Source organism: Streptomyces sp. V2I9 (assembly GCF_030817475.1).
Taxonomy (GTDB): Bacteria; Actinomycetota; Actinomycetes; order Streptomycetales; family Streptomycetaceae; genus Streptomyces.
In genome coordinates, this window is record NZ_JAUSZJ010000002.1 from 4,239,846 (window position 1) to 4,260,335 (window position 20,490).

The 20,490-nt window shown below is 74.7% G+C and carries 14 protein-coding genes and 1 pseudogene; 10 read left to right on the forward strand and 5 right to left on the reverse strand.

All coding sequences use genetic code 11. From position 1 onward, the window contains the following. Positions 1-44: 44 nt before the first annotated feature. Complete coding sequence (locus QFZ71_RS18890) at positions 45-935, reverse strand: alpha/beta fold hydrolase (RefSeq protein ID WP_307669357.1); 891 nt, start codon at positions 933-935, stop codon at positions 45-47. Between the two features lie 366 nt (positions 936-1,301). On the opposite strand from QFZ71_RS18890, the gene QFZ71_RS18895 reads away from it, so the two are divergent. Further along, positions 1,302-1,715, forward strand: coding sequence for a cobalamin B12-binding domain-containing protein (locus QFZ71_RS18895; protein ID WP_307669358.1), 414 nt, complete (start codon positions 1,302-1,304; stop codon positions 1,713-1,715). Between the two features lie 148 nt (positions 1,716-1,863). Here QFZ71_RS18895 and QFZ71_RS18900 read toward each other — a convergent pair. Further along, positions 1,864-3,614: pseudogene (locus QFZ71_RS18900) on the reverse strand (DUF5691 domain-containing protein). Positions 3,615-3,828: 214 nt separating this feature from the next. Continuing rightward, positions 3,829-5,241 (reverse strand): SWIM zinc finger family protein, encoded by a 1,413-nt coding sequence (locus QFZ71_RS18905; protein WP_307669359.1) that lies wholly within the window; start codon positions 5,239-5,241, stop codon positions 3,829-3,831. Positions 5,242-5,391: 150 nt separating this feature from the next. Here QFZ71_RS18905 and QFZ71_RS18910 point away from each other — a divergent pair, with 150 nt between their 5' ends. The 6 genes from QFZ71_RS18910 to sucD all read left to right on the forward strand — a co-directional run bounded on the left by QFZ71_RS18910 (position 5,392) and on the right by sucD (position 13,485). Continuing rightward, complete coding sequence (locus QFZ71_RS18910) at positions 5,392-5,817, forward strand: MmpS family transport accessory protein (protein ID WP_307669360.1); 426 nt, start codon at positions 5,392-5,394, stop codon at positions 5,815-5,817. Between the two features lie 214 nt (positions 5,818-6,031). Beyond that, entirely contained in the window at positions 6,032-7,234 is a 1,203-nt protein-coding gene (locus QFZ71_RS18915; protein ID WP_307669361.1) for an AAA family ATPase, read from the forward strand. Next, entirely contained in the window at positions 7,231-9,714 is a 2,484-nt protein-coding gene (locus tag QFZ71_RS18920; protein ID WP_307669362.1) for a DUF5682 family protein, read from the forward strand. The genes QFZ71_RS18915 and QFZ71_RS18920 overlap by 4 nt, the downstream gene beginning before the upstream one ends. Next, positions 9,711-11,063 carry a VWA domain-containing protein gene (locus QFZ71_RS18925; RefSeq protein WP_307669363.1) on the forward strand — a complete coding sequence of 451 codons (1,353 nt, stop codon included), beginning with the start codon at positions 9,711-9,713 and terminating at the stop codon, positions 11,061-11,063. The genes QFZ71_RS18920 and QFZ71_RS18925 overlap by 4 nt, the downstream gene beginning before the upstream one ends. A gap of 334 nt (positions 11,064-11,397) precedes the next feature. Next, a complete protein-coding gene (sucC, locus tag QFZ71_RS18930; protein ID WP_307669364.1) occupies positions 11,398-12,579 on the forward strand; it encodes an ADP-forming succinate--CoA ligase subunit beta in 1,182 nt (393 codons plus the stop codon). A 21-nt stretch (positions 12,580-12,600) separates the two neighbouring features. Beyond that, positions 12,601-13,485: a succinate--CoA ligase subunit alpha gene (gene sucD / locus QFZ71_RS18935; protein ID WP_030112708.1), complete on the forward strand. Its 885-nt coding sequence runs from the start codon at positions 12,601-12,603 to the stop codon at positions 13,483-13,485. Positions 13,486-13,584: 99 nt separating this feature from the next. Here sucD and QFZ71_RS18940 read toward each other — a convergent pair whose 3' ends face one another. Further along, positions 13,585-14,997, reverse strand: a complete 1,413-nt coding sequence (locus tag QFZ71_RS18940; RefSeq protein ID WP_307669365.1) for a helix-turn-helix domain-containing protein — start codon at positions 14,995-14,997, stop codon at positions 13,585-13,587. Positions 14,998-15,124: 127 nt separating this feature from the next. Here QFZ71_RS18940 and QFZ71_RS18945 point away from each other — a divergent pair, with 127 nt between their 5' ends. Further along, entirely contained in the window at positions 15,125-16,990 is a 1,866-nt protein-coding gene (locus QFZ71_RS18945; protein ID WP_307671511.1) for a DUF6350 family protein, read from the forward strand. Here the strand turns inward: QFZ71_RS18945 and QFZ71_RS18950 are convergent. Then, positions 16,980-17,978, reverse strand: coding sequence for a hypothetical protein (locus QFZ71_RS18950; RefSeq protein ID WP_307669366.1), 999 nt, complete (start codon positions 17,976-17,978; stop codon positions 16,980-16,982). The genes QFZ71_RS18945 and QFZ71_RS18950 overlap by 11 nt on opposite strands. Positions 17,979-18,269: 291 nt before the next feature. On the opposite strand from QFZ71_RS18950, the gene purN reads away from it, so the two are divergent. Then, a complete protein-coding gene (purN, locus tag QFZ71_RS18955; RefSeq protein ID WP_307669367.1) occupies positions 18,270-18,923 on the forward strand; it encodes a phosphoribosylglycinamide formyltransferase in 654 nt (217 codons plus the stop codon). Then, positions 18,910-20,463 (forward strand): bifunctional phosphoribosylaminoimidazolecarboxamide formyltransferase/IMP cyclohydrolase, encoded by a 1,554-nt coding sequence (gene purH, locus QFZ71_RS18960; RefSeq protein ID WP_307669368.1) that lies wholly within the window; start codon positions 18,910-18,912, stop codon positions 20,461-20,463. The genes purN and purH overlap by 14 nt, the downstream gene beginning before the upstream one ends. Positions 20,464-20,490 lie beyond the last annotated feature (27 nt).

Genomic DNA, 20,490 nt, shown 5'->3' on the forward strand with positions numbered 1-20,490 from the left:
ACGGCAGACGCAGCCTTGGTCCTACGTTCGACGGGTGTTCTATTTCAGGCCGCAGAGGTCGCCCCGGTCACCGGAACGTCGTCCTCCCCCGGCTCCCGTGCCTCGAGAGCCCCACGGACCGCGGCGGCGACCGCCGGGTGCACGGGCAGGGCGAGGTGCCCGATGCCGGTGACGCGCACGTTCACCGCGTCGAGATCGGGGTGGTCGACGCACGCCGTCCCGGCGGGCACCATCACCTGGTCCAACTCGGCCCAGAAGCTGACGAACCGGGTCCGGCAGCCGGGGGCGGGGCGGCGCAGCTCCTCGATCACGGAGGACCCGCCGCGCATCTGCCGCACGATGGGGTGAAGTCCCGCTCCGGGGGCGACGGCGGTGCCGCCGTGCGGTGTGCCGAGCGTGACCAGGGTGCGCACCCGGTGGTCCCCGCCCAGCCGTTGGACGTAGTACCGGGCGATCAGGCCGCCGAGGCTGTGTCCGACGATGTCGACCCGGTCGTGCCCGGTGCGCGTGCAGACGGCCTCCACCTGGCGGCCGAGCACGGCGGCGGCGGCGCGGACGTCGCGGGTCAGCGGCGAGTAGTTGAGCGACGTCGGCCGGGGGGCGCCGTGCCGGGTCAGGGCGCGGCGCAGGACGAGGAAGACGGAGCGGTTGTCGAGGAAGCCGTGCAGCAGGACGACGGGCGGCGCGGCGGTGGTGGTGACCGGCAGGGCCGTGGTCGTGTGGGGGCCGTCCTCGTGCTGACGAGGGTGTTCGGGGCGCTCGGGGACCTCCGGGACCTCGGGGCGCTCGGGGGTGAGGCCGAAGGGATAGGCGAGCAGATGACCGGCGAGGACGGTCAGCTCCAGGGCGGTGGCGGCGAGCAGCGCGGACGACGGCCGGGGGAGACGCAGCGGTAAGGGGAGGGAGCCGGGGGAGAGGGGTGGGGGGAGCTTCACGGCCGACCTCCTGGTGCAGGCGGGCGGTACGGGGGAGTGGCGGCCCCTCCCGTACAGCCGTGGGTGCCGGTGCGAGGTCCGCCGGCCGGTGGGGGGACCCGGGCGGCGACGGGGCCGTACCGCCGTGCCGTGCGGCTGGCGGCGCGGTGGTACGGCGTCCTCGTAGCGGCTCCCGCGGGGATGTCCCCTGCCTGCCCCCGCGCGGCCGGAGGGTCGCGTGATGCGGGGGACGACGCCTGGCGAACATGTCCCACGTGTGATTTCCCCCTCCCCGCCTGCCGCGAAACTGCGCCTTGCGAGATGCTGTGGATAACGTTCGTTCACATCCCCGTCCCTTCAGGCGCGGGAGACCAGGTGGAGGCAGTGATGGGTGTGACCGGTCCGATCCGTGTGGTGGTGGCCAAGCCGGGGCTCGACGGCCACGACCGCGGGGCCAAAGTCATCGCGCGGGCGTTGCGGGACGCGGGCATGGAGGTGATCTACACGGGGCTCCACCAGACGCCCGAGCAGATCGTCGACACGGCGATCCAGGAGGATGCCGACGCCATCGGCCTCTCCATCCTCTCCGGGGCGCACAACACGCTGTTCGCCAAGGTGATCGAGCTGCTGAAGGCCCGTGAGGCGGAGGACATCAAGGTCTTCGGCGGCGGGATCATCCCGGAGGACGACATCGCCCCGCTGAAGGAACTGGGCGTCGCCGAGCTGTTCACGCCGGGGGCGACGACGACCGAGATCGTCACCTGGGTCAACGCCAACGTCCGCCAGACCGCCCAGACCTGAGCCGGGCCGGCGCGGCAGGTCCGCCGATCGCGCGAGGGTGAGGGCGAGGACGGGGAGCGGGGCCGGGGCGTGGGGAAGAGCCCGCGTCCCTCCGGCCCGCGTCCCTCCGGCCCGCGTCCCCCGGCCCGTGTCCCCGGCCTGCCCTCCGTCACCTCGTCAGCAGCTCCGCCTCCATCGTGGCGCGCAGGCGGAGGGTGGAGACCAGCCGCTGGAAGGCTTCCGACCAGTAGCCGCCCGCTCCCGGTGACGCTCCCTCACCCTCGTCCTGCCTGGCCGTCAGGACCTCCAGCCGGTCGGCCTCCGCCGGGTCCAGACAGCGTTCGGCGAGGCCCATCACCCCGCTGAAGCTCCACGGATAACTCCCGGCGTCCCGCGCGATGTCGAGCGCGTCGACCACGGCACGCCCGAGCGGTCCGGCCCAGGGGACCGTGCACACCCCGAGCAGCTGGAACGCCTCCGAGAGGCCGTGCGCGGCGATGAACGCGGCCACCCAGCAGGCGCGTTCGTGCTCGTCCAAAATTGCGAGGAGCTTCGACCGCTCGGCGATCGAGGCCGTTCCGGGGCTGCTCGCCGGGGGAGCCGAGGCGTGCCCCAGCAGGGCGCGGGACCACCGCGGGTTCCGCTGCCGTACCGCCGCCCGGCACCACGCGGCGTGCAGCTCACCGGCCCAGTCGTCCGCGACGGGCAGGGCCACGATCTCCTCGGCGGGACGCCCGCCGAACCGCTCCTCCCATACGCCGAGCGGGGTCGCCTCCACCAACTGGCCGAGCCACCACGATCGTTCACCCCTGCCGGTCGGCGGGACCGCGGCGACCCCGTCGCGCTGCATGCCCGCGTCGCACTCGTGCGGGGCCTCCACGGCGATGGACGCGGTGTCCCCCGTACGGTCCGGATGGACGCAGGACAGCGCGCGGGCCGCCATCCGTCCGGCGAGCGCCGACGACGGCAGGGCTGACAGCAGCTCGGCGGCGGTGGCGCGGACGTTGCGGCTGCGGTCGGCCAGGGCCTGTTCCAGGAACGGTTCGTCGGCGCTCCCGAGCCCCGACCGCAGGGAGTCCAGGAACATCAGCCGGTCCTCGGCCCGTTCGGTCGCCCAGGTGGTGGCGAGCAGGGCGAGCCCGGCGGCCGGGTCCCGCGCCCGTACGGCGTCGAGCAGCGCGACCCGCTCCGCGAACAGCCCCTCCTCCCACTGCCGCGCCACCGCGTCCGGGTCCCTGAGGTCGGGGTGGCGTCCGCCGCCCGACGAGCCGCGCAGGGCGAACTTCCAGTCGGGGTTGAGGCCGGCCAGCCACAGCCCGCGCGGCCCGGCGAACGCGAGTGCCTGCGGGCGCAGGTCCGTACGCGCGCGGGCGGCGTCCAGCAGCGGCGGCAGCAGCGCCGCCGGGGCACGGAAGCCCATCCGGTTGGCAGTGGTCAGCCACTGCGGTATCAGCTCCGTGAGATCGGCGGCGCGGTGCCGCGCCGCCCGCCGGCCGAGGGCGCGTCCCGGTCGGCCAGCAGATGGGCCAGACGGTGTCGCGCGGCCTCGGGAAGCACGGGGCGCGGGTCCGCGGGGGCGGGATCGGGCCGGGTCTGCGGCACGGTGGGCCGCAGACCGGCCCGCCGCCGCACGGTGTGCAGCGCGACGGCGTCCAGCAGGGCCGCCGGAGCATCGGCCGGTACGGTGCCGCCGCGGCGAGCCGCCGGAGGACGGCGGTCGGTGCCCAGGAGCGCCGAGGTGACCAACTCCTCCCAGGGAAGCGGACCGACAGTATCGGGACCGGGACCGGGACCGGGGCAGGGTCCGGAGTTGTGGCCGGAATCGGAGGTGGGGACGGGCACCGGTCCGGGGGCGGCCGTGGTGGTGCCGGTGGTGTCAGCGGTGGTGTCGGTGACTGCGGGGCTGGTCGCGCGAGGCATCTTTCCCCTCCCGTGGCAGGGATGTGCGGATGTCGGAGGATCAGCGGACGGAGGCGGCGAACAGGTTGGCGGGCCGGGCCGGATGCCGTGGGCCGGAACGGAGGTCGAGGGTCTGGCGTGCGGGTGGACCGGGGCTGACGTGTGCCGGAATCGGATGCCGGGTCCCGGCGGGTGCCGCACGGGTGGGGGCGGCGGCCTCGGCCGCCGCGCCGGGTCAGATCAGCTGGACCACCGGCCCGACTGCGGCGGGCCTCTCCTTCCCCTCCTCCGGCTCGCCCGGTTCCCAGGCCGCGAACGGGTCGAAGCCCCGGTGGCCGACCTCGCCGAACACCGTGACGGGCCCGCCTCCGGACAGGGCGACGAGCTTCCACAGCCCCGGCCGGGACAGCGCCGCCGGGGCGATCGGCAGCGCGGTATCGGCGTGGGCGTCCGCCATCTGCCAACCGTCCCTGGACGGCACGGGTATGACGTCGCGCAGGGTGACCGGGCAGGCGTCCAGCCAGGGGTCCTCCCGCAGGGCGTGCCCGTAGACCGCGGGTGCGTCCGCCGGGGCGATCCCCGGCGGGGGAGCGGCCGGGGCCACCGCCCCGAACTGCTCGCCCAGCTCCGCGCGGAGCTGCCCGCCACCCGGATACGGCGTCAGCTCGGCGTCGATCGCCGTGCCCACCGGCAGCGCGTACGCCGGGGGACGCCCTGCCGCGCCGAACGAGAGCAGCAGGGCGGTGCGGCCCGATTCCCGCCCGTACAGCCAGATCCGCCGGGCGACGATCTTGCCGTCCGGGATGTCGTACTGCGCGAGGATCGACCAGTGGTCCCGGACCGGAGGGCCTTCGGCGGACACGGGGAGCCCCACTCTCGTCCGCACGGTGGCGGCCAGCGGCTCCGGCAGCCGCTCCCGGCCGAGCCAGGCCGTGTCCAGCAGATGGAGCAGGCCGCACTCCTCCAGCAGCCGGACCGGCCAGCCGGGGCCGGACCCGGTGATCGCTCCCAACTCCCGCACGCGGGCGGCGAGACCGGGAGCCTGGGCGTCGACCATGCGGGCGGCGGTCTCCTCCCACAGGCCGTAACCCGAGCGTTCGGTCGCGGCGAGGCCGCCGCGCAGCAGGTCGGACAGGCGCTGCTCCAACTCCCGCGCCCCGTCCGTGACGCGCTCGGCGCGGCGCTCCGCCCGCTTCCTGGCGGCGGCGGGATCGGCCGGGCCCCGCGTGGTGCCGGCGCCCCCCGAGGACCGGCCCCTCTCCGCCGTGCGGGTGCGCCGGCCCTCGATCCACGCCGCCGCCCAGTCGGCCACCTCCCCCCGCCGGAACGCGGCCTCGTCCGACGCCCGCAGCAGCAACAGCCCCAAGGCGTGCTTGCACGGGAACTTCCGGCTGGGGCACGTGCAGTGGTACGCCGGGCCGGTGAGATCGACCACCGTCCGGTACGGCGTGTTCCCGCTCCCCTCGCACAGGCCCCACACCGCCCCCGTCCCGTCGCAGCCCGTGCCGGACCAGGGGCCGGCCGCGCCGAGCCGCGTACCCGCCGTGCGTGATGCCGCGTCAGGCGCCAGGGCCAGCACCTGATCCACCGACCAGCGCGCCACCGGTCCGCCGGTGGGCGAGGTCTCTCCCCCGTGAGATAGCTGCATGTCCCCGACGGTAGGGGGCGGCACTGACAATCCCCTCCCACCTGCGAAGGCTCTCCCCGCGGGCGATTTGACTTCGCTCCCCCGGTGCGTTTCTCTGCGGTCTCCGCCTACGGAACGGATCCGGGCGGACCGATCCAGGGGGGATCCCAGATGAACCGCACCACCCGTGTCACCCGCGCCCTCGCGGTCTCCGTCCTCGTGCTCGGACTCGGCGCCTGTTCGGCCGAGTCGGTGGACAAGGCGGTCAACAAGGCGGTCGACGAGACCGTGGACGAGACCTACGAGGTGACGTACGAGGTCACCGGCACGAGCGTCGACGAGATCTCGTACCACGGGGGCGGCGGCGAGGCCATGGAGCCCGAGCTGGAGACCGTCGAGGCGCCGAAGCTGCCGTGGAAGAAGACCGTCAAGCTGCGCGGCATCATGCCGCCCGCCGTCATGCCGCTGGCCGTGGACGCGGGCGGCACCGACATCGCCTGCACCATCACCTACAAGGGCAAGGTGATCAAGGAGGCGAAGGGGGAGGGCGTCCTCTCGGCGGGCGGCTGCGTCGCCGTGTCGCCGATCGTGGGCTGACCCGGCGGTCCGGCCCCGACCGGGGCGTCCGTCCTGTCCGGGCGGGGCCGGACCGTCCGAACCGTCCGGGCCGACCGGATCAGCGGGCTCGACCGGACCGTCCTGGACGGTTCCCGGTGGAGGTGAACGGGCTCCGACCTGCGGTCTGGGCCCGTTGTCAGTGCCATGGTGCACGGTGGAACCACATCGGGTCGACCGATCTGGAGGGGGATCCATGACCGTGCCCGCAACCACCCCGACCACCCCGACCAACCCGACCGCCTCGGCCGCGCCGGGGGCCGCGACCGGGACCGCCGCGAGCGCCGAGGCCACCGCGAGCGCCGCGCCGGAGGCCGGGGCGGCGGTGCTGCGTCCGCACGCCGAGGACGCGTTCGCCGACGAGCTCACGGCGCTCGTGGCTGCCGACGACCGCCCCAGGCCCGCTCGTTGGCGGATGTCGCCGTGGGCCGTCGCCACCTATCTGCAGGGCGGGGTCCTGCCGGACGGGACGGTGATCACCCCCAAGTACGTGGGTCCGCGCCGGCTGATCGAGGTGGCCGTGACCACGCTCGCCACCGACCGGGCGCTGCTCCTGCTCGGCGTCCCCGGCACGGCCAAGACCTGGGTGTCCGAGCACCTCGCCGCCGCCGTCAGCGGTGACTCGACGCTGCTCGTGCAGGGCACCGCGGGGACCCCCGAGGAAGCCGTCCGCTACGGGTGGAACTACGCGCAGCTCCTCGCCCACGGCCCCAGCCGCGACGCCCTGGTGCCCAGTCCGCTGATGCGGGCCATGTCCGAGGGCATGACGGCACGGGTCGAGGAGCTGACCCGTATCCCCGCCGACGTGCAGGACTCCCTGATCACGATCCTGTCCGAGAAGACCCTCCCCGTCCCCGAGCTGGGCCAGGAGGTGCAGGCCGTCCGGGGGTTCAACCTCATCGCCACGGCCAACGACCGGGACCGGGGCGTCAACGAGCTGTCCAGCGCGCTGCGCCGCCGGTTCAACACCGTCGTGCTGCCCCTGCCCGCGACGCCGGACGACGAGGTCGGCATCGTGTCCCGGCGCGTCGACCAGATCGGCCGGGCGCTCGACCTCCCGGCCGCGCCGGAGGGCCTGGCCGAGATCCGCCGCGTGGTGACGGTCTTCCGCGAGCTGCGCGACGGGATGACCGCCGACGGGCGCACCAAGCTCAAGTCCCCCTCCGGCACGCTCTCCACCGCCGAGGCGATCTCCGTCGTCACGAGCGGCCTCGCACTCGCCGCCCACTTCGGCGACGGCGTGCTGCGCCCCGGCGACGTCGCGGCCGGCATCCTCGGCGCGGTCGTCCGGGACCCGGCGGCGGACCGGGTGGTCTGGCAGGAGTACCTGGAGACGGTGGTCCGCGAGCGGGACGGCTGGAAGGACTTCTACCGCGCCTGCCGCGAGGTATCCGCATGACGACGCCCGCAGGACCGGCCACGTCCGCCTCGTTCGCCGGACCGGCCGCGTCCGTCCCGCCCGCCGGACCGGCCGCGTCCGCGGTCCCCGCCGGGCCGTGGCTCCTGGGGGTGCGGCACCACGGTCCCGGCTCGGCCCGAGCGGTCCTCGCCGCGCTCGCGGCGGCCCGCCCCGCCGCCGTCCTCATCGAGGGGCCGCCCGAGGGCGACGCGCTGCTGCCCCTGGCCGCCGACCCGGCGATGCGGCCGCCCGTCGCCCTCCTCGCGCACGCCGTGGACGATCCGGGGCGCGCCTCCTTCTGGCCGATGGCCGCGTTCTCGCCCGAGTGGGTGGCCATCCGCTGGGCCCTCGACCACGAGGTCCCGGTCCGTTTCATCGACCTCCCCGCCGCGAACTCCCTCGCGCTCACGGCGCCCGCGCCCCGGGCCCCCGCACCCGGAGCCGAGGACGGCCCGGCACCGGGGGAGTCGCCCGAGGACGAGGTCACACCGGTCGTGGACCCGATCCGGGTGCTCGCCGAGACCGCCGGGTACGACGATCCCGAGCGCTGGTGGGAAGACGTCGTCGAACACCGCTCCCCGGTCGGCGGCAACGGCTCCGGCAACCGCTCCGCCCCCGGTCACGACGGAGGAGCGGCGGACGGGAGCGACCCGAGCGGCGCGCTCGCGCCGTTCGCCGCGCTGGAGGAGGCCATGAGCGCTCTCCGCGAGGCGTACGGCGACGGCGGGCAGCCCCACGACGCCGTGCGCGAGGCGTACATGCGGATCCACCTGCGTACCGCACGCAAGGAGTTCGGGGACGCCGTCGCCGTCGTCTGCGGCGCCTGGCACGTGCCCGCCCTCGCCGCCCGCACCACCCTCGCCGCCGACCGCGCCCTGCTGAAGGGACTCCCCAAGGTCAGGACGGACCTGACCTGGGTGCCGTGGACCCACCGCCGCCTCGCCCGGCACAGCGGTTACGGGGCCGGGATCGACGCGCCCGGCTGGTACGGGCACCTCTTCGCGGCCGCGGACCGGCCGGTCGAGCGCTGGATGACCAAGGTCGCCGGACTGCTGCGCGAGGAGGACCGGCCCGTCTCCACCGCCCACGTCATCGAGGCCGTCCGGCTCGCGGAGACCCTCGCCGCCCTCCGGGGACGGCCGCTGGCCGGGCTGGGGGAGACCACCGACGCCGTGCGGGCCGTCATGTGCGAGGGGTCCGATGTCCCTCTCGCCCTCGTCCGGGACCGGCTGATCGTCGGCGACGCCCTCGGGGAGGTCCCGGACTCCGCCCCGGCCGTCCCGCTGCAACGGGACCTGACCCGCAGCGCGCGCACGCTGAGGCTCAAGCCGGAGGCGTCGGAACGCGATCTCGACCTCGACCTGCGCAAGGAGAACGACGCCGCGCGCAGCCGCCTCCTGCACCGGCTGCGCCTCCTCGACGTCCCCTGGGGCGACCCGGTCGCCGGGCGGGGCGGCACCGGCACCTTCCGGGAGAGCTGGCGGCTGAGCTGGGAACCGGAGCTGTCCGTCCGGGTCGCGGAGGCGGGCGTGTGGGGCACCACCGTCCTCACCGCCGCCACCGCGAAGGCCGAGTCCCGGGCCGGGGCGGCGACAGCGCTGGCCGACGTCACCGCCCTCGCCGAACACTGCCTCCTGGCTGATCTGCCCGACGCGCTGCCCGTCGTGATGCAGGCCCTCGCCGACCGGGCCGCGCTCGACGCGGACGTCGGCCACCTCGCGGACGCGCTGCCCGCCCTGGCCCGCTCCCTGCGGTACGGAGATGTGCGCTCCACCGACACGGCGGCGCTCGCGGAGGTCGCCGCCGGAATCGCCGAGCGGATCTGCGTCGGCCTGCCGCCCGCCTGCGCCGGCCTCGACGCGGACGGGGCCGAGGCGCTGCGCCGCCGGGTGGAGGCCGTGCACGGCGCGATCGGGCTGCTGGCGGCCGGCGCGGCCCCCGTCGCGGGACTCCGGGAGCGCTGGGACGCCGTGCTGCACAAGCTGGCGGCCCGCGACACGGTCGCCGGGGTCATCCGGGGCCGGGCCGCCCGGCTGCTCCTGGACGAGGGAAGGCTGGCGGAGGACGAGGCCGGCCGGCTGATGGGCCGGGCCCTCTCCCCCGGCACCCCGCCCGCAGACGCCGCCGCCTGGGTCGAGGGGTTCGTCGGCGGAGCGTCGGGCGGCGGCATGCTGCTGGTCCACGACGAGCGGCTGCTCGCCCTCGTCGACGCCTGGCTGGCCGGCATCCCGGCCGACCGGTTCACGGACGTCCTGCCGCTGCTGCGCCGCACGTTCTCCGCGTACGAACCGGGCGTACGGCGCACCCTGGGCGAGCTGGTCCGGCGCGGGCCCGTCCCCGAGGGCGCCCGGCGGGACGGCGCCGGCCGCCCCACCGGAGGCTACGGACCCGGCCTCGACCGGGCCAGGGCCGACGCGGTGGAACCGGTGCTGCGCCTGCTGCTCGGCCACCCGGCCGAACCCGTGGAGGCGGTGCGATGACGACGACCACGAGGGCGTACCCGGACCCGACCGACCCGACGGGGGAGACGATGGAACCACCGATGCCCACGACCAGGCCGACGCCGACGGTCCGGCGGACGGCCACGACCCGGCCGACCCCCACGGCCCACCCGGCGGCCGCGGCCCGGGCCCCGGGCGGGACCGACGCCGAACGGCTGCGGCGGTGGCGCATGGTGCTCGGCGCGGACAGCGCCGAGAGCACGGGGCGCACCCTCACCGGCCAGGACGCGGCGATGGACGGTGCGTTGAACGCGCTGTACGGCGGGGGCGCCGACACGAAGCCCGGCGGCCGGGGCTCCGGCGGCCGGGCGGCGGGACTCGGCGCGTCGGCGCCCTCCGTGGCCCGCTGGCTCGGTGACATCCGGACGTACTTCCCCGGTTCCGTCGTCCAGGTGATGCAGCGCGACGCGATCGACCGGCTCGGCCTGGCGGCCCTGCTCCTGGAGCCGGAGATGCTGGAGGCGGTCGAACCGGACGTCCACCTCGTCGGCACCCTGCTCTCCCTCGGCAAGGCGATGCCGGAGACGACCAGGGAAACCGCGCGCGCCGTCGTCCGGAAGGTCGTCGAGGAGCTGGAGAAGCGGTGGGAGAGCCGTACCAGGGCCACCCTGTCCGGGGCCCTCGACCGTTCGGCGCGGATCAGCCGGCCGGGCCACCGCGCCATCGACTGGGACCGCACCATCCGGGCCAACCTCAAGAACTACCTGACCGTTCCGGGCCGGGACGGCGCGGCGGCGACGGGCACGGTCGTACCGGAACGCCTCATCGGCCACGGCCGTGCCGCCCGGTCAGTGAAGAAGGACATCATCCTGTGCATCGACCAGTCGGGCTCGATGGCCGCCTCGGTCGTCCACGCCTCGGTCTTCGGCGCGGTGCTCGCCTCCATGCGCACCCTCTCGACCCGGCTCGTCGTCTTCGACACGGCGGTCGTCGACCTCACGGACCAGCTCGACGACCCGGTCGACGTCCTCTTCGGCACCCAGCTCGGCGGCGGCACCGACATCAACCGGGCGCTCGCCTACTGCCAGTCCCGAATCACCCGGCCCGCCGACACCGTCGTCGTCCTCATCAGCGATCTCTACGAGGGAGGCATCCGCGACCAGATGCTGAAGCGGGTCGCCGCGATGAAGGCGTCCGGCGTGCAGTTCGTGACGCTGCTGGCCCTCTCCGATGAGGGCACGCCCGCGTACGACCATGAGCACGCCGCGGCGCTCGGCGCACTCGGCACGCCCGCCTTCGCCTGTACGCCGGACCTTTTTCCGGACGTCATGGCCGCCGCGATCGAGAAGCGGCCCCTGCCCCTACCGGACCGGGACACCCTTTCCTAGGTGCCTCACGACTTCGCGGGCGCCTCACGACGGGATCGTCGCCGCCCGGACGCCGCCGGGCCGAGGCGTCCGGGCGGCGTCCGGGGGAGCCGGAATCCGCGCCGTGGTCCGCCCTCGCGGCGCGTCCGTCCGACACCCTCTGTGACCGTTATCACCGCTCAGGTGGGATCTGCGATTTAGGGTCACACGGGGCACGGGGATAACCTGCCGGATGGACATGCCGCGTATTCGGACACCGTGTGCGCCTTCCTGGTGACAGAGCAGTCACGATGCCCTTCGCGGCACGCCCACGCAGAAGAACGAACCGCGATACCACTAAAAGGGACGGACGCGCGTGGACCTGTTCGAGTACCAGGCGAGGGACCTCTTCGCCAAGCACGGTGTACCGGTGCTGGCCGGTGAAGTCATCGACACGCCTGAGGCAGCCCGCGAGGCGACCGAGAAGCTGGGCGGCAAGTCTGTCGTCAAGGCGCAGGTGAAGGTCGGCGGCCGCGGCAAGGCCGGCGGCGTCAAGCTGGCGGCCGACCCCGACGAGGCGGTCGCCCGGGCGACCGACATCCTCGGCATGGACATCAAGGGCCACACGGTCCACAAGGTGATGATCGCCGAGCTGTCCCCGGAGATCGAGGCGGAGTACTACGTCTCGTACCTCCTCGACCGCACCAACCGCACCTTCCTGGCCATGGCCTCGGTGCAGGGCGGCATGGACATCGAGGAGGTCGCGGAGAAGACCCCCGAGGCCCTCGCGAAGGTCCCGGTCGACTCCAACTCCGGCGTGGACATCGCCAAGGCCCGCGAGATCGTGGCCCTGGCGAAGTTCCCGGCCGACGTGGCCGAGGGCGTCGCCGAGGCCATGGTGACCCTGTGGGACACCTTCGTCGCCGAGGACGCCCTCCTCGTCGAGGTCAACCCGCTGGTGAAGACCAAGGACGGTCGCATCCTGGCGCTGGACGGCAAGGTCTCGCTCGACGAGAACGCCGACTTCCGTCAGCCGGACCACGAGGCCCTCGAGGACAAGGACGCAGCCGACCCGCTCGAGGCTGCCGCCAAGGCCAAGAACCTCAACTACGTCAAGCTGGACGGCGAGGTCGGCATCATCGGCAACGGCGCCGGCCTGGTCATGTCGACCCTGGACGTCGTCGCGTACGCCGGTGAGAACCACGGCAACGTGAAGCCCGCCAACTTCCTCGACATCGGTGGCGGCGCCTCCGCCGAGGTCATGGCGAACGGCCTGGAGATCATCCTCGGCGACCCGGACGTCAAGTCCGTCTTCGTCAACGTCTTCGGCGGCATCACCGCCTGTGACGAGGTCGCCAACGGCATCGTGCAGGCGCTCGCGCTCCTGGAGTCCAAGGGCGAGAAGGTCGAGAAGCCGCTGGTCGTGCGTCTCGACGGCAACAACGCGGAGCTGGGTCGCAAGATCCTCTCCGACGCCAACCACCCGCTCGTTCAGCGCGTGGACACCATGGACGGCGCGGCCGACAAGGCCGCCGAGCTCGCCGCGGCTGCGAAGTAAGGGACGAGGGACTCCAACACCATGGCAATCTTCCTCACCAAGGACAGCAAGGTCATCGTCCAGGGGATGACCGGCGCCACGGGCATGAAGCACACCAAGCTCATGCTGGGCGACGGCACCAACATCGTCGGCGGTGTGAACCCCCGCAAGGCCGGTACGTCCGTCGACTTCGACGGCACCGAGGTCCCGGTCTTCGGCTCCGTCAAGGAGGCGATGGAGAAGACCGGCGCGAACGTGTCCGTCCTCTTCGTCCCGCCGGCCTTCTCGAAGGCCGCCGTCGTCGAGGCGATCGACGCCGAGATCCCGCTCGCGGTCGTCATCACCGAGGGCATCGCCGTTCACGACTCGGCCGCCTTCTGGGCGTACGCCAACGAGAAGGGCAACAAGACCCGGATCATCGGCCCGAACTGCCCCGGTCTCATCACGCCGGGCCAGTCCAACGCCGGCATCATTCCGGGCGACATCACCAAGCCCGGCCGCATCGGTCTCGTGTCCAAGTCCGGCACGCTGACCTACCAGATGATGTACGAGCTGCGTGACATCGGCTTCTCCTCCGCCGTCGGCATCGGTGGCGACCCGGTCATCGGCACCACGCACATCGACGCCCTCGCGGCGTTCGAGGCGGACCCGGAGACCGACCTCATCGTGATGATCGGCGAGATCGGCGGCGACGCCGAGGAGCGTGCCGCCGACTTCATCAAGGCGAACGTCACCAAGCCGGTCGTCGGCTACGTCGCGGGCTTCACCGCCCCGGAGGGCAAGACCATGGGCCACGCCGGCGCCATCGTCTCCGGCTCCTCGGGCACCGCCCAGGCGAAGAAGGAGGCCCTCGAGGCCGCCGGCGTCAAGGTCGGCAAGACGCCGACCGAGACCGCCAAGCTCGCGCGCGAGATCCTCGGCGCCTGAGCCCGGGCCCGGTTCCCGGGCGTGCTCGAACGGCGCGGGCCCGCACCCCTTCCTCCAGGGGTGCGGGCCCGCGCCGTTCGCGTACGTCGGCCGCCCGGCTCAGCGAGGCTCCGGAACCAGCCTCTCCGGCCCGTGCGCCATCTGCTCGCGCAGCGACTTCTGGAGCTCCAGGTCCTGGGGGGTGAGCTGCTGCGGGCCACCGCGCGGCGGTACGCCCCCGACCCGTTCGGCGGGGGCGATCGGCTGCTCGTAGTGGGTGGGCGCGGTGTGCAGGGTGAGCCCGGTCACGAGCATGAGCAGCGCGACGCCCGCGACGGCGGCCCTGGTCCACAGCCTGGCTCTGTTCTCTCCCCCGGCGCGCACGGCGTCGGCCGGTCGCGGTACGGGGACGTCCTCGGCGCGGGCGAGACCGCCGAGGCGGTCGTGCAGCAGGGCCGACTGCTCGGCGGGCGACCCCGCCCCGGCCAGCTCCGGAAGCCGCTCGGCGAGGGCGGCTCGGGCCGTCATCAGGCGGCCCGCCGCAGCCGGGGTGCTGGCCTCGGTCTCGGCTGCGGTCTCCGGAAGGTCCAGGCCGACCCCGTCGTACAGGAGCAGTGTGCGCCGGTAGGCCGGAGGCAGGTCGAGCAGCGCGTCGGACAACGCCCGCCCGACCGGCTCCGTGGGCGGGGCGTCGGTGTACCGGTGCGCGCGGCGCATCCGGTGCCAGGGGGACAGCGCGTACTCGTACGCGGCGGCCCGCACCCAGCCGGCCGGGTCACGGTCGACGGCCACCTCGGGCCAGCGGTGCCAGGCTAGTTGGAAGGCGCGCTCCACGGACTCGCGGGCCAGCGCGCGGCGTCGGGTCAGGAGATAGGTCTGCCGGACGAGGCCGGGGGCGGTCCGGGCGTACAGCTCGTCGAACGCGTCGGCCGGCGCGAAGTCCCGCGCGTCGGGGGGCTCGGGGGCGGCGCTCTCCTCCGCCTCCGCCCCCGCTTCCGCCTGAGCCGCCGCGGCCGGGCCCGCCCCCGCCGCCTCTTCCGCCGGAGCCGCAGCCGTGACCGGAGCCGTTGCCTTCGCTTTCACGGCTCCGGGGGCCGCCACACGTCCCGCCACCGGCTTCGGGGCCTCCGGGGGAGGCTCCGCCCCGCGCCCCACCCCCCGCTTCGGGGCCGCTACGGGAGGCTCCGCGACCGGCCCCGTCACCGGCTTCGGGGGTGCCGCCGTCTTCACCGCCTCTGTCTTCACCGCCGCCTTCGTCCCCGGCGCAGCCACCTTCACCGGCTCCGGCTCTGGCTTCGGCTTCGGCTCCGGCTCCGGCTCCGGCTCCGGGGCGATGATCTTGGCGTACAGCGCGCGCTTGCGGCCGCGCGGGCTCGTGCGCCCCGTCTCCCAGGAGCGCACGGTGGCGCGCGTGACCCCCACGGCCGCCGCCACCTGCTCCTCGCTCAGCGCTTTCGTCTCGCGCAGCCGGCGACGCTCCTTGGGCGAGGGCAGCGGCTCCGCGGCGCCCTCGTCGGTCGTGCTCCGGGTCATGGACGACCCCCGGCCCCATCGCACGCGGAGAAAAAGTACATAAACGTATATTGAGCGACACAGAGGCTGTTTCGCGCGTTACGCGCATTGAGCGCGTGTCGTTGGCAGCATGGGCCGCGTGACCCACATGACGCAGCGCGGCCCGCTGGTGACGGCCGATCGGAACCGCACCCTGGCCCTGGCCTCCGCCCTGGTACGGGGAGCCGTCGCCGCCGGACTCGGCCTCGGGGCGCTGGCGGTCCTGGTCACGGTGGTCTGGATCAGCTCCCCCCACCCGGACAGCGGACCGGGCGGGGCATGGCGCGTGGCCGCCGGGGTCTGGCTGCTCGCGCACGGTGCCGGAGTCGTGCGCCCCGACACCCTGAGCGGCGTTCCGGCCCCCGTGGGCGTGGTGCCGCTGCTGCTCGTGGTGGGGCCGGTCTGGCTGGCGCACCGCGCGGCGCGCGATGCGGCGGAGCCGGAGGAGGGGCGGTCCAGACTGTCGCGCGCGGGCGCGTTCGGCGCGGTGACCGCCGGATACCTGCTGGTCGTCGCGGGCGCGGCGGCCTACGCGCGCGGCGGAGCGCTGCGCGCGGACCCGGACACGCTGGTGTTCCCGGTGGTGCTGGTGGTGGCCGGTGCGGCGGCGGCCGGTGTGTGGACGGCGGCCGGACGGCCGCTCGGGCCTCTGCCGTCCTGGTCGCCCCTGGCCCTCCAGGAAGCCGCCGCACGGACGCTGTTCCGGGACCGGGCCGAGGCGGCGTGCCGGTCGGCGGCGGTGGGCCTGGCGGTGCTGCTCGGTGGCGGGGCACTGCTGGTCGCCGTGGCGCTCGGGCGGAACGCGGCGGCGGCCCAGGACGCGTTCCTCGGGCTCGCGGGCGACTGGTCGGGGCGGTTCGCCGTCCTCCTGCTGGCCGCCGCGCTCGTGCCGAACGCCGCGCTCTGGGGAGCGGCGTACGGGCTCGGGCCCGGGTTCGCGGTCGGTACGGGAGCCACTGCGACACCGCTCGGTTTCGGCGGCACCCCGGCGGCCCCCCGCTTCCCCCTGCTGGCGGCCGTGCCGGAGCCGGGGCCGGGGGGCTGGCCGAACTGGGTGGCCGCCGCGGTCCCGGTGATGGCCGCGCTGGCGGTCGCCTGGTTCACCGTACGCAGGGCCGCGCCGGTGGACGCGCCCCGCGCACAGGCGTGGGGACCGCGCGAGACGGCGCGCGTGACCCTGCTCGCCGCGCTCGGGTGCGGCGCGGGAACGGCGCTGCTCACGGCGTTGGCCGGGGGGCCGCTCGGCACGGGGGAGCTGAGCGCTTTCGGCCCGGTGTGGTGGCTGACCGGGCCGGCGGCCCTCGCCTGGACGGCCGTCATCGGCGTACCGGCGGCTCTGCTGCTGCGCCTGTGGCGGCTGCGTACTCCGGGCTGGGCCTGGCGCAGGGACGTACCGGAAGCGCCGGTGGCCCCGGCGGCCGGGGATGAGGCCGCGCACCGGCGGGACCCGCACGGGGTCGAGGGTGAGGACGCGACCGGGTTCGCGGGTGCGGCGGCGGGGGAGGGGGCGGGAGGCGTCGGGCGTTCGCGCCGCCGGTGGACGCCGTGGCGCGGGCGGGGCAGGGCGAAGGGCGGCTCCGCCGAGGCCGGGCCGGGCGGTCCGGCGCGTCCGGCCGCCTCCTCGGTGCCGGCCCCCGGCAGGCCCCCCGAGGCGGGCTCCGGCGGGCCGTCCGGAACAGCGGCGCGGCAGGGCGGCGCGGGCTTCGAGCCGTACGACTTCCTGCCGACCGACCCGTGGCACGAGGAGGACGCGCGGGAGACCCGGTGGGCCTCTCTGAAGCGGGGGTCCGGCGGGCTGATGGCCGACTTCCCCGCCGCTCCCGCCCCGGACGGGCCGGCGGCCCGCCTTGCGGGACGTTCCGCGGACCGCCCCGTCGACGGGCCCGCCCACCGTTCCGCTGCGCCCACGGACCGTCCCGCCGGGGAGGCGGACGACGGCGGGGCGGGGGAGGGCGGGGCGGGGACTACTCCTTGACGCCGAAGAACGGCTCCAGCGGCTTCGGCAACTGATCGTTGCAGGCCACCGCGCCGGACTTGGTCAGGGCGTCGTTCACGCAGGTGTAGTAGTCGCTGTAGACGAGCTGCACGGTGAACGTCGTCGCCACGATGAGGAGCGCCAGCAGAGCGGTGACCAGGCCGCTGACGGCCGCCGTGGTCTGCTGCCTGGCGGCGACGCCCCGCGGCTCGGCGGACTGCCCGGCGGGCGCGGAGCCGGCACCGGAGCCGCCCGCCGCCCCCGTACCGTCCCCGCTCGCGCTTCCGGCGGCGGAAGCGGAGTCGGCCGTGCCCGTGCCACCTCCCCCGGAGGCGTTCCTCAGCGGGGTGCGCAGCGCGCTGATCGCCCAGTACGTCGCCAGCGCGCCGAGCAGGAGGGCGATCTCCGGGAAGTCGAAGAGGGCGAAGAAGAAGGCCCACATGCCGCCGAGCACCGCGTAGCGGGCGCGTCGCTGCGCGGGGTCCTTGGGGTCCCAGCGCAGTGCGCCCGGACCGCCGCGGTCGTTCCCGCCCTTGCCGCCGGGTCCGCCGGAGCCGTTCCCTCCGGGGCGTCCGCCGAAGCCGCCGCTGCCCCGGCCGGGCTGCTTGTCGCTCCACCGGCTGCCCCACGGACTGCCTGCCGAGGAGCCGTGGCCGCCGGAGCCGTTCCCCGCGGAGTCCTCGCTCCCGCCCGCGCCGTCCGCGCCGCTCGACGCGTAGGGGCGGCGCGGCTGCCACGGCTGGTCGGGCCGGCCGGCGGGCGGCGGTGCGAACGGGTTGTCCTCCTGCGGACTCTGCGGACTCTGCGGGTCCTGCGGGCCCCGCGCGTTCTGCGGGCCCTCGCCGGAGGACGGGCCGGACGAGCCCGGAGAGGAGGAGTCCGGCGAGGAGGAAGAGTCCGGCGAGGAGGAAGAGCGCTCCCGCATCAGCGGAGCGGGCCGCTCGGGCCGGGGAAGGCGGAAGGCGGTGCGACGGCGTCGGTCCGGCATGTGGTGAACGTCTTCCCCATCTCGTCATGTGCGCCCGCCGGACGGTTCGTCCGGATGCGGAACGGTTCGTCCGCCCGCTGGACGGTTCGCTGTCCCCTGACGCTACCTCCCGGTCACGCCCCCGTCCCGTGGGGGCTGTCGGGTGTGCCGGTATCGTTGCTGGCGGTCGGCCCGTTCGTAGGGTTCCCCGTATCGGGCGAAGCGATTCTCTCGTACGACCCTACAAAGAGCGTCCCCGTACCCCCGCCACCTGCGTCAGCGCGCGGTCATCACGTGAGAAAGGGCCCCGACGTGGCCTCCCCGCCCCCCTCCGCCCCTCCTGCCCGCCTGGTCGTGCTGGTCTCCGGCTCCGGTACGAACCTCCAGGCGCTCCTGGACGCCATCGGCGACGACCCGGCGTACGGGGCGCGGATCGTCGCGGTCGGCGCGGACCGGGACGGGACCGGCGGTGTGGAGCGCGCCGAACGGGCCGGAATCCCCACCTTCGTGTGCAAGGTCAAGGACCACGCGTCGCGTGCCGCGTGGGACCAGGCGCTCACCGCGCTGGTCGCCGAGCACCGGCCGGATCTCGTGGTCTCCGCGGGGTTCATGAAGATCGTGGGCCCGGCGTTCCTCGCCGCCTTCGGCGGGCGGACCGTCAACACCCACCCCGCCCTGCTGCCCAGCTTCCCCGGCGCCCACGGGGTGCGCGACGCGCTCGCGTACGGCGTCAAGGTCACGGGCTGCACCGTCCACTTCGTCGACGACGGCGTCGACACCGGTCCGATCATCGCGCAGGGCGTGGTCGAGGTGACCGAGGAGGACACCCCGGAGGGCGAAGCCGCCCTCCATGAACGCATCAAGGAAGTCGAGCGCTCGCTGCTCGTCGAGGCCGTGGGGCGGATCGCCCGTGACGGCCATCGCATTGAGGGACGAAAGGTTCATCTCGGTCATGTCGGTGAATAAGCCCATCCGCCGCGCCCTGGTCAGCGTCTACGACAAGACGGGGCTCGAAGACCTCGCCCGCGGTCTGCACGAGGCGGGCGTCGAACTCGTCTCCACCGGCTCCACCGCCGGGAGGATCGCCGCCGCCGGCGTCCCGGTCACCAAGGTCGAGGAGCTGACCGGCTTCCCGGAGTGCCTGGACGGCCGGGTCAAGACGCTGCACCCCCGCGTCCACGCCGGCATCCTCGCCGACCTGCGGCTGGACGCCCACCGCGACCAGCTGGCCGAACTGGGCGTCGAGCCCTTCGACCTGGTCGTGGTGAACCTCTACCCCTTCAAGGCGACCGTCGCCTCGGGCGCCTCCGACGACGAGTGCGTCGAGCAGATCGACATCGGCGGCCCCTCGATGGTCCGCGCCGCCGCCAAGAACCACCCCTCCGTCGCCGTCGTCACCAGCCCCGAGCGGTACGCGGACGTCCTGGCCGCGGTCAAGGCCGGCGGCTTCGACCTCACCGCCCGCAAGCGGCTCGCCGCCGAGGCGTTCCAGCACACCGCCGCCTACGACGTGGCCGTCGCCTCCTGGTTCGCCGACGACTACGCGGCCGCCGACGACTCGGGCCTCCCGGAGTTCCTGGGCGACACCTTCGCCCGCAAGAACGTCCTGCGCTACGGCGAGAACCCGCACCAGCCCGCCGCGCTCTACACCTCCGGCGACGGCGGCCTCGCGGAGGCCGAGCAGCTGCACGGCAAGGAGATGTCCTACAACAACTACACGGACACCGACGCCGCCCGCCGCGCTGCCTACGACCACGCCGAACCGTGCGTGGCGATCATCAAGCACGCCAACCCGTGCGGCATCGCGGTCGGCGCCGACGTCGCGGAGGCCCACCGCAAGGCCCACGCCTGCGACCCGCTCTCCGCGTTCGGCGGAGTCATCGCCGTCAACCGCCCGGTGACCGTCGAACTGGCCGAACAGGTCGCGGAGATCTTCACCGAGGTCATCGTCGCCCCGGCCTACGAGGACGGCGCGGTCGAGGTGCTGGCCCGCAAGAAGAACATCCGCGTCCTGCGCGCCCCCGACGCCCCGGCCGCGGCGTTCGAGGTCAAGCCGATCGACGGCGGCGCGCTGCTCCAGGCCGCCGACCGACTCCAGGCCGAGGGCGACGACCCGGCGAACTGGACGCTCGCCACCGGCGACGCGCTCCCCGAGGACCAGCTGCGCGAGCTGGCCTTCGCCTGGAAGGCGTGCCGCGCGGTCAAGTCCAACGCGATCCTCCTCGCCAAGGACGGCGCGTCGGTCGGCGTCGGCATGGGTCAGGTCAACCGGGTCGACTCCGCGAAGCTCGCCGTCGAGCGGGCGGGCGAGGAGCGGGCCGCCGGCTCGTACGCCGCCTCCGACGCGTTCTTCCCGTTCCCGGACGGCCTGGAGATCCTCACGGCCGCCGGCGTCAGGGCCGTCGTCCAGCCCGGCGGCTCCGTCCGCGACGAGCTGGTCGTCGAGGCCGCGCGGAAGGCCGGGGTGACCATGTACTTCACGGGCACCCGCCACTTCTTCCACTGATCGCTCCGGCGCCGCCCGGCGGCCGCA

Excerpts from the sequence above, each read along its gene's own strand:
- QFZ71_RS18895 (WP_307669358.1), top strand. The coding sequence starts at position 1,302 with ATGGGTGTGACCGGTCCGATCCGTGTGGTGGTGGCCAAGCCGGGGCTC.
- QFZ71_RS18905 (WP_307669359.1), bottom strand. The coding sequence starts at position 5,241 with ATGCAGCTATCTCACGGGGGAGAGACCTCGCCCACCGGCGGACCGGTG.
- QFZ71_RS18910 (WP_307669360.1), top strand. The coding sequence starts at position 5,392 with ATGAACCGCACCACCCGTGTCACCCGCGCCCTCGCGGTCTCCGTCCTC.
- QFZ71_RS18915 (WP_307669361.1), top strand. The coding sequence starts at position 6,032 with ATGACCGTGCCCGCAACCACCCCGACCACCCCGACCAACCCGACCGCC.
- QFZ71_RS18920 (WP_307669362.1), top strand. The coding sequence starts at position 7,231 with ATGACGACGCCCGCAGGACCGGCCACGTCCGCCTCGTTCGCCGGACCG.
- QFZ71_RS18925 (WP_307669363.1), top strand. The coding sequence starts at position 9,711 with ATGACGACGACCACGAGGGCGTACCCGGACCCGACCGACCCGACGGGG.
- sucD (WP_030112708.1), top strand. The coding sequence starts at position 12,601 with ATGGCAATCTTCCTCACCAAGGACAGCAAGGTCATCGTCCAGGGGATG.
- QFZ71_RS18940 (WP_307669365.1), bottom strand. The coding sequence starts at position 14,997 with ATGACCCGGAGCACGACCGACGAGGGCGCCGCGGAGCCGCTGCCCTCG.
- QFZ71_RS18945 (WP_307671511.1), top strand. The coding sequence starts at position 15,125 with ATGACGCAGCGCGGCCCGCTGGTGACGGCCGATCGGAACCGCACCCTG.
- QFZ71_RS18950 (WP_307669366.1), bottom strand. The coding sequence starts at position 17,978 with ATGCCGGACCGACGCCGTCGCACCGCCTTCCGCCTTCCCCGGCCCGAG.
- purH (WP_307669368.1), top strand. The coding sequence starts at position 18,910 with ATGTCGGTGAATAAGCCCATCCGCCGCGCCCTGGTCAGCGTCTACGAC.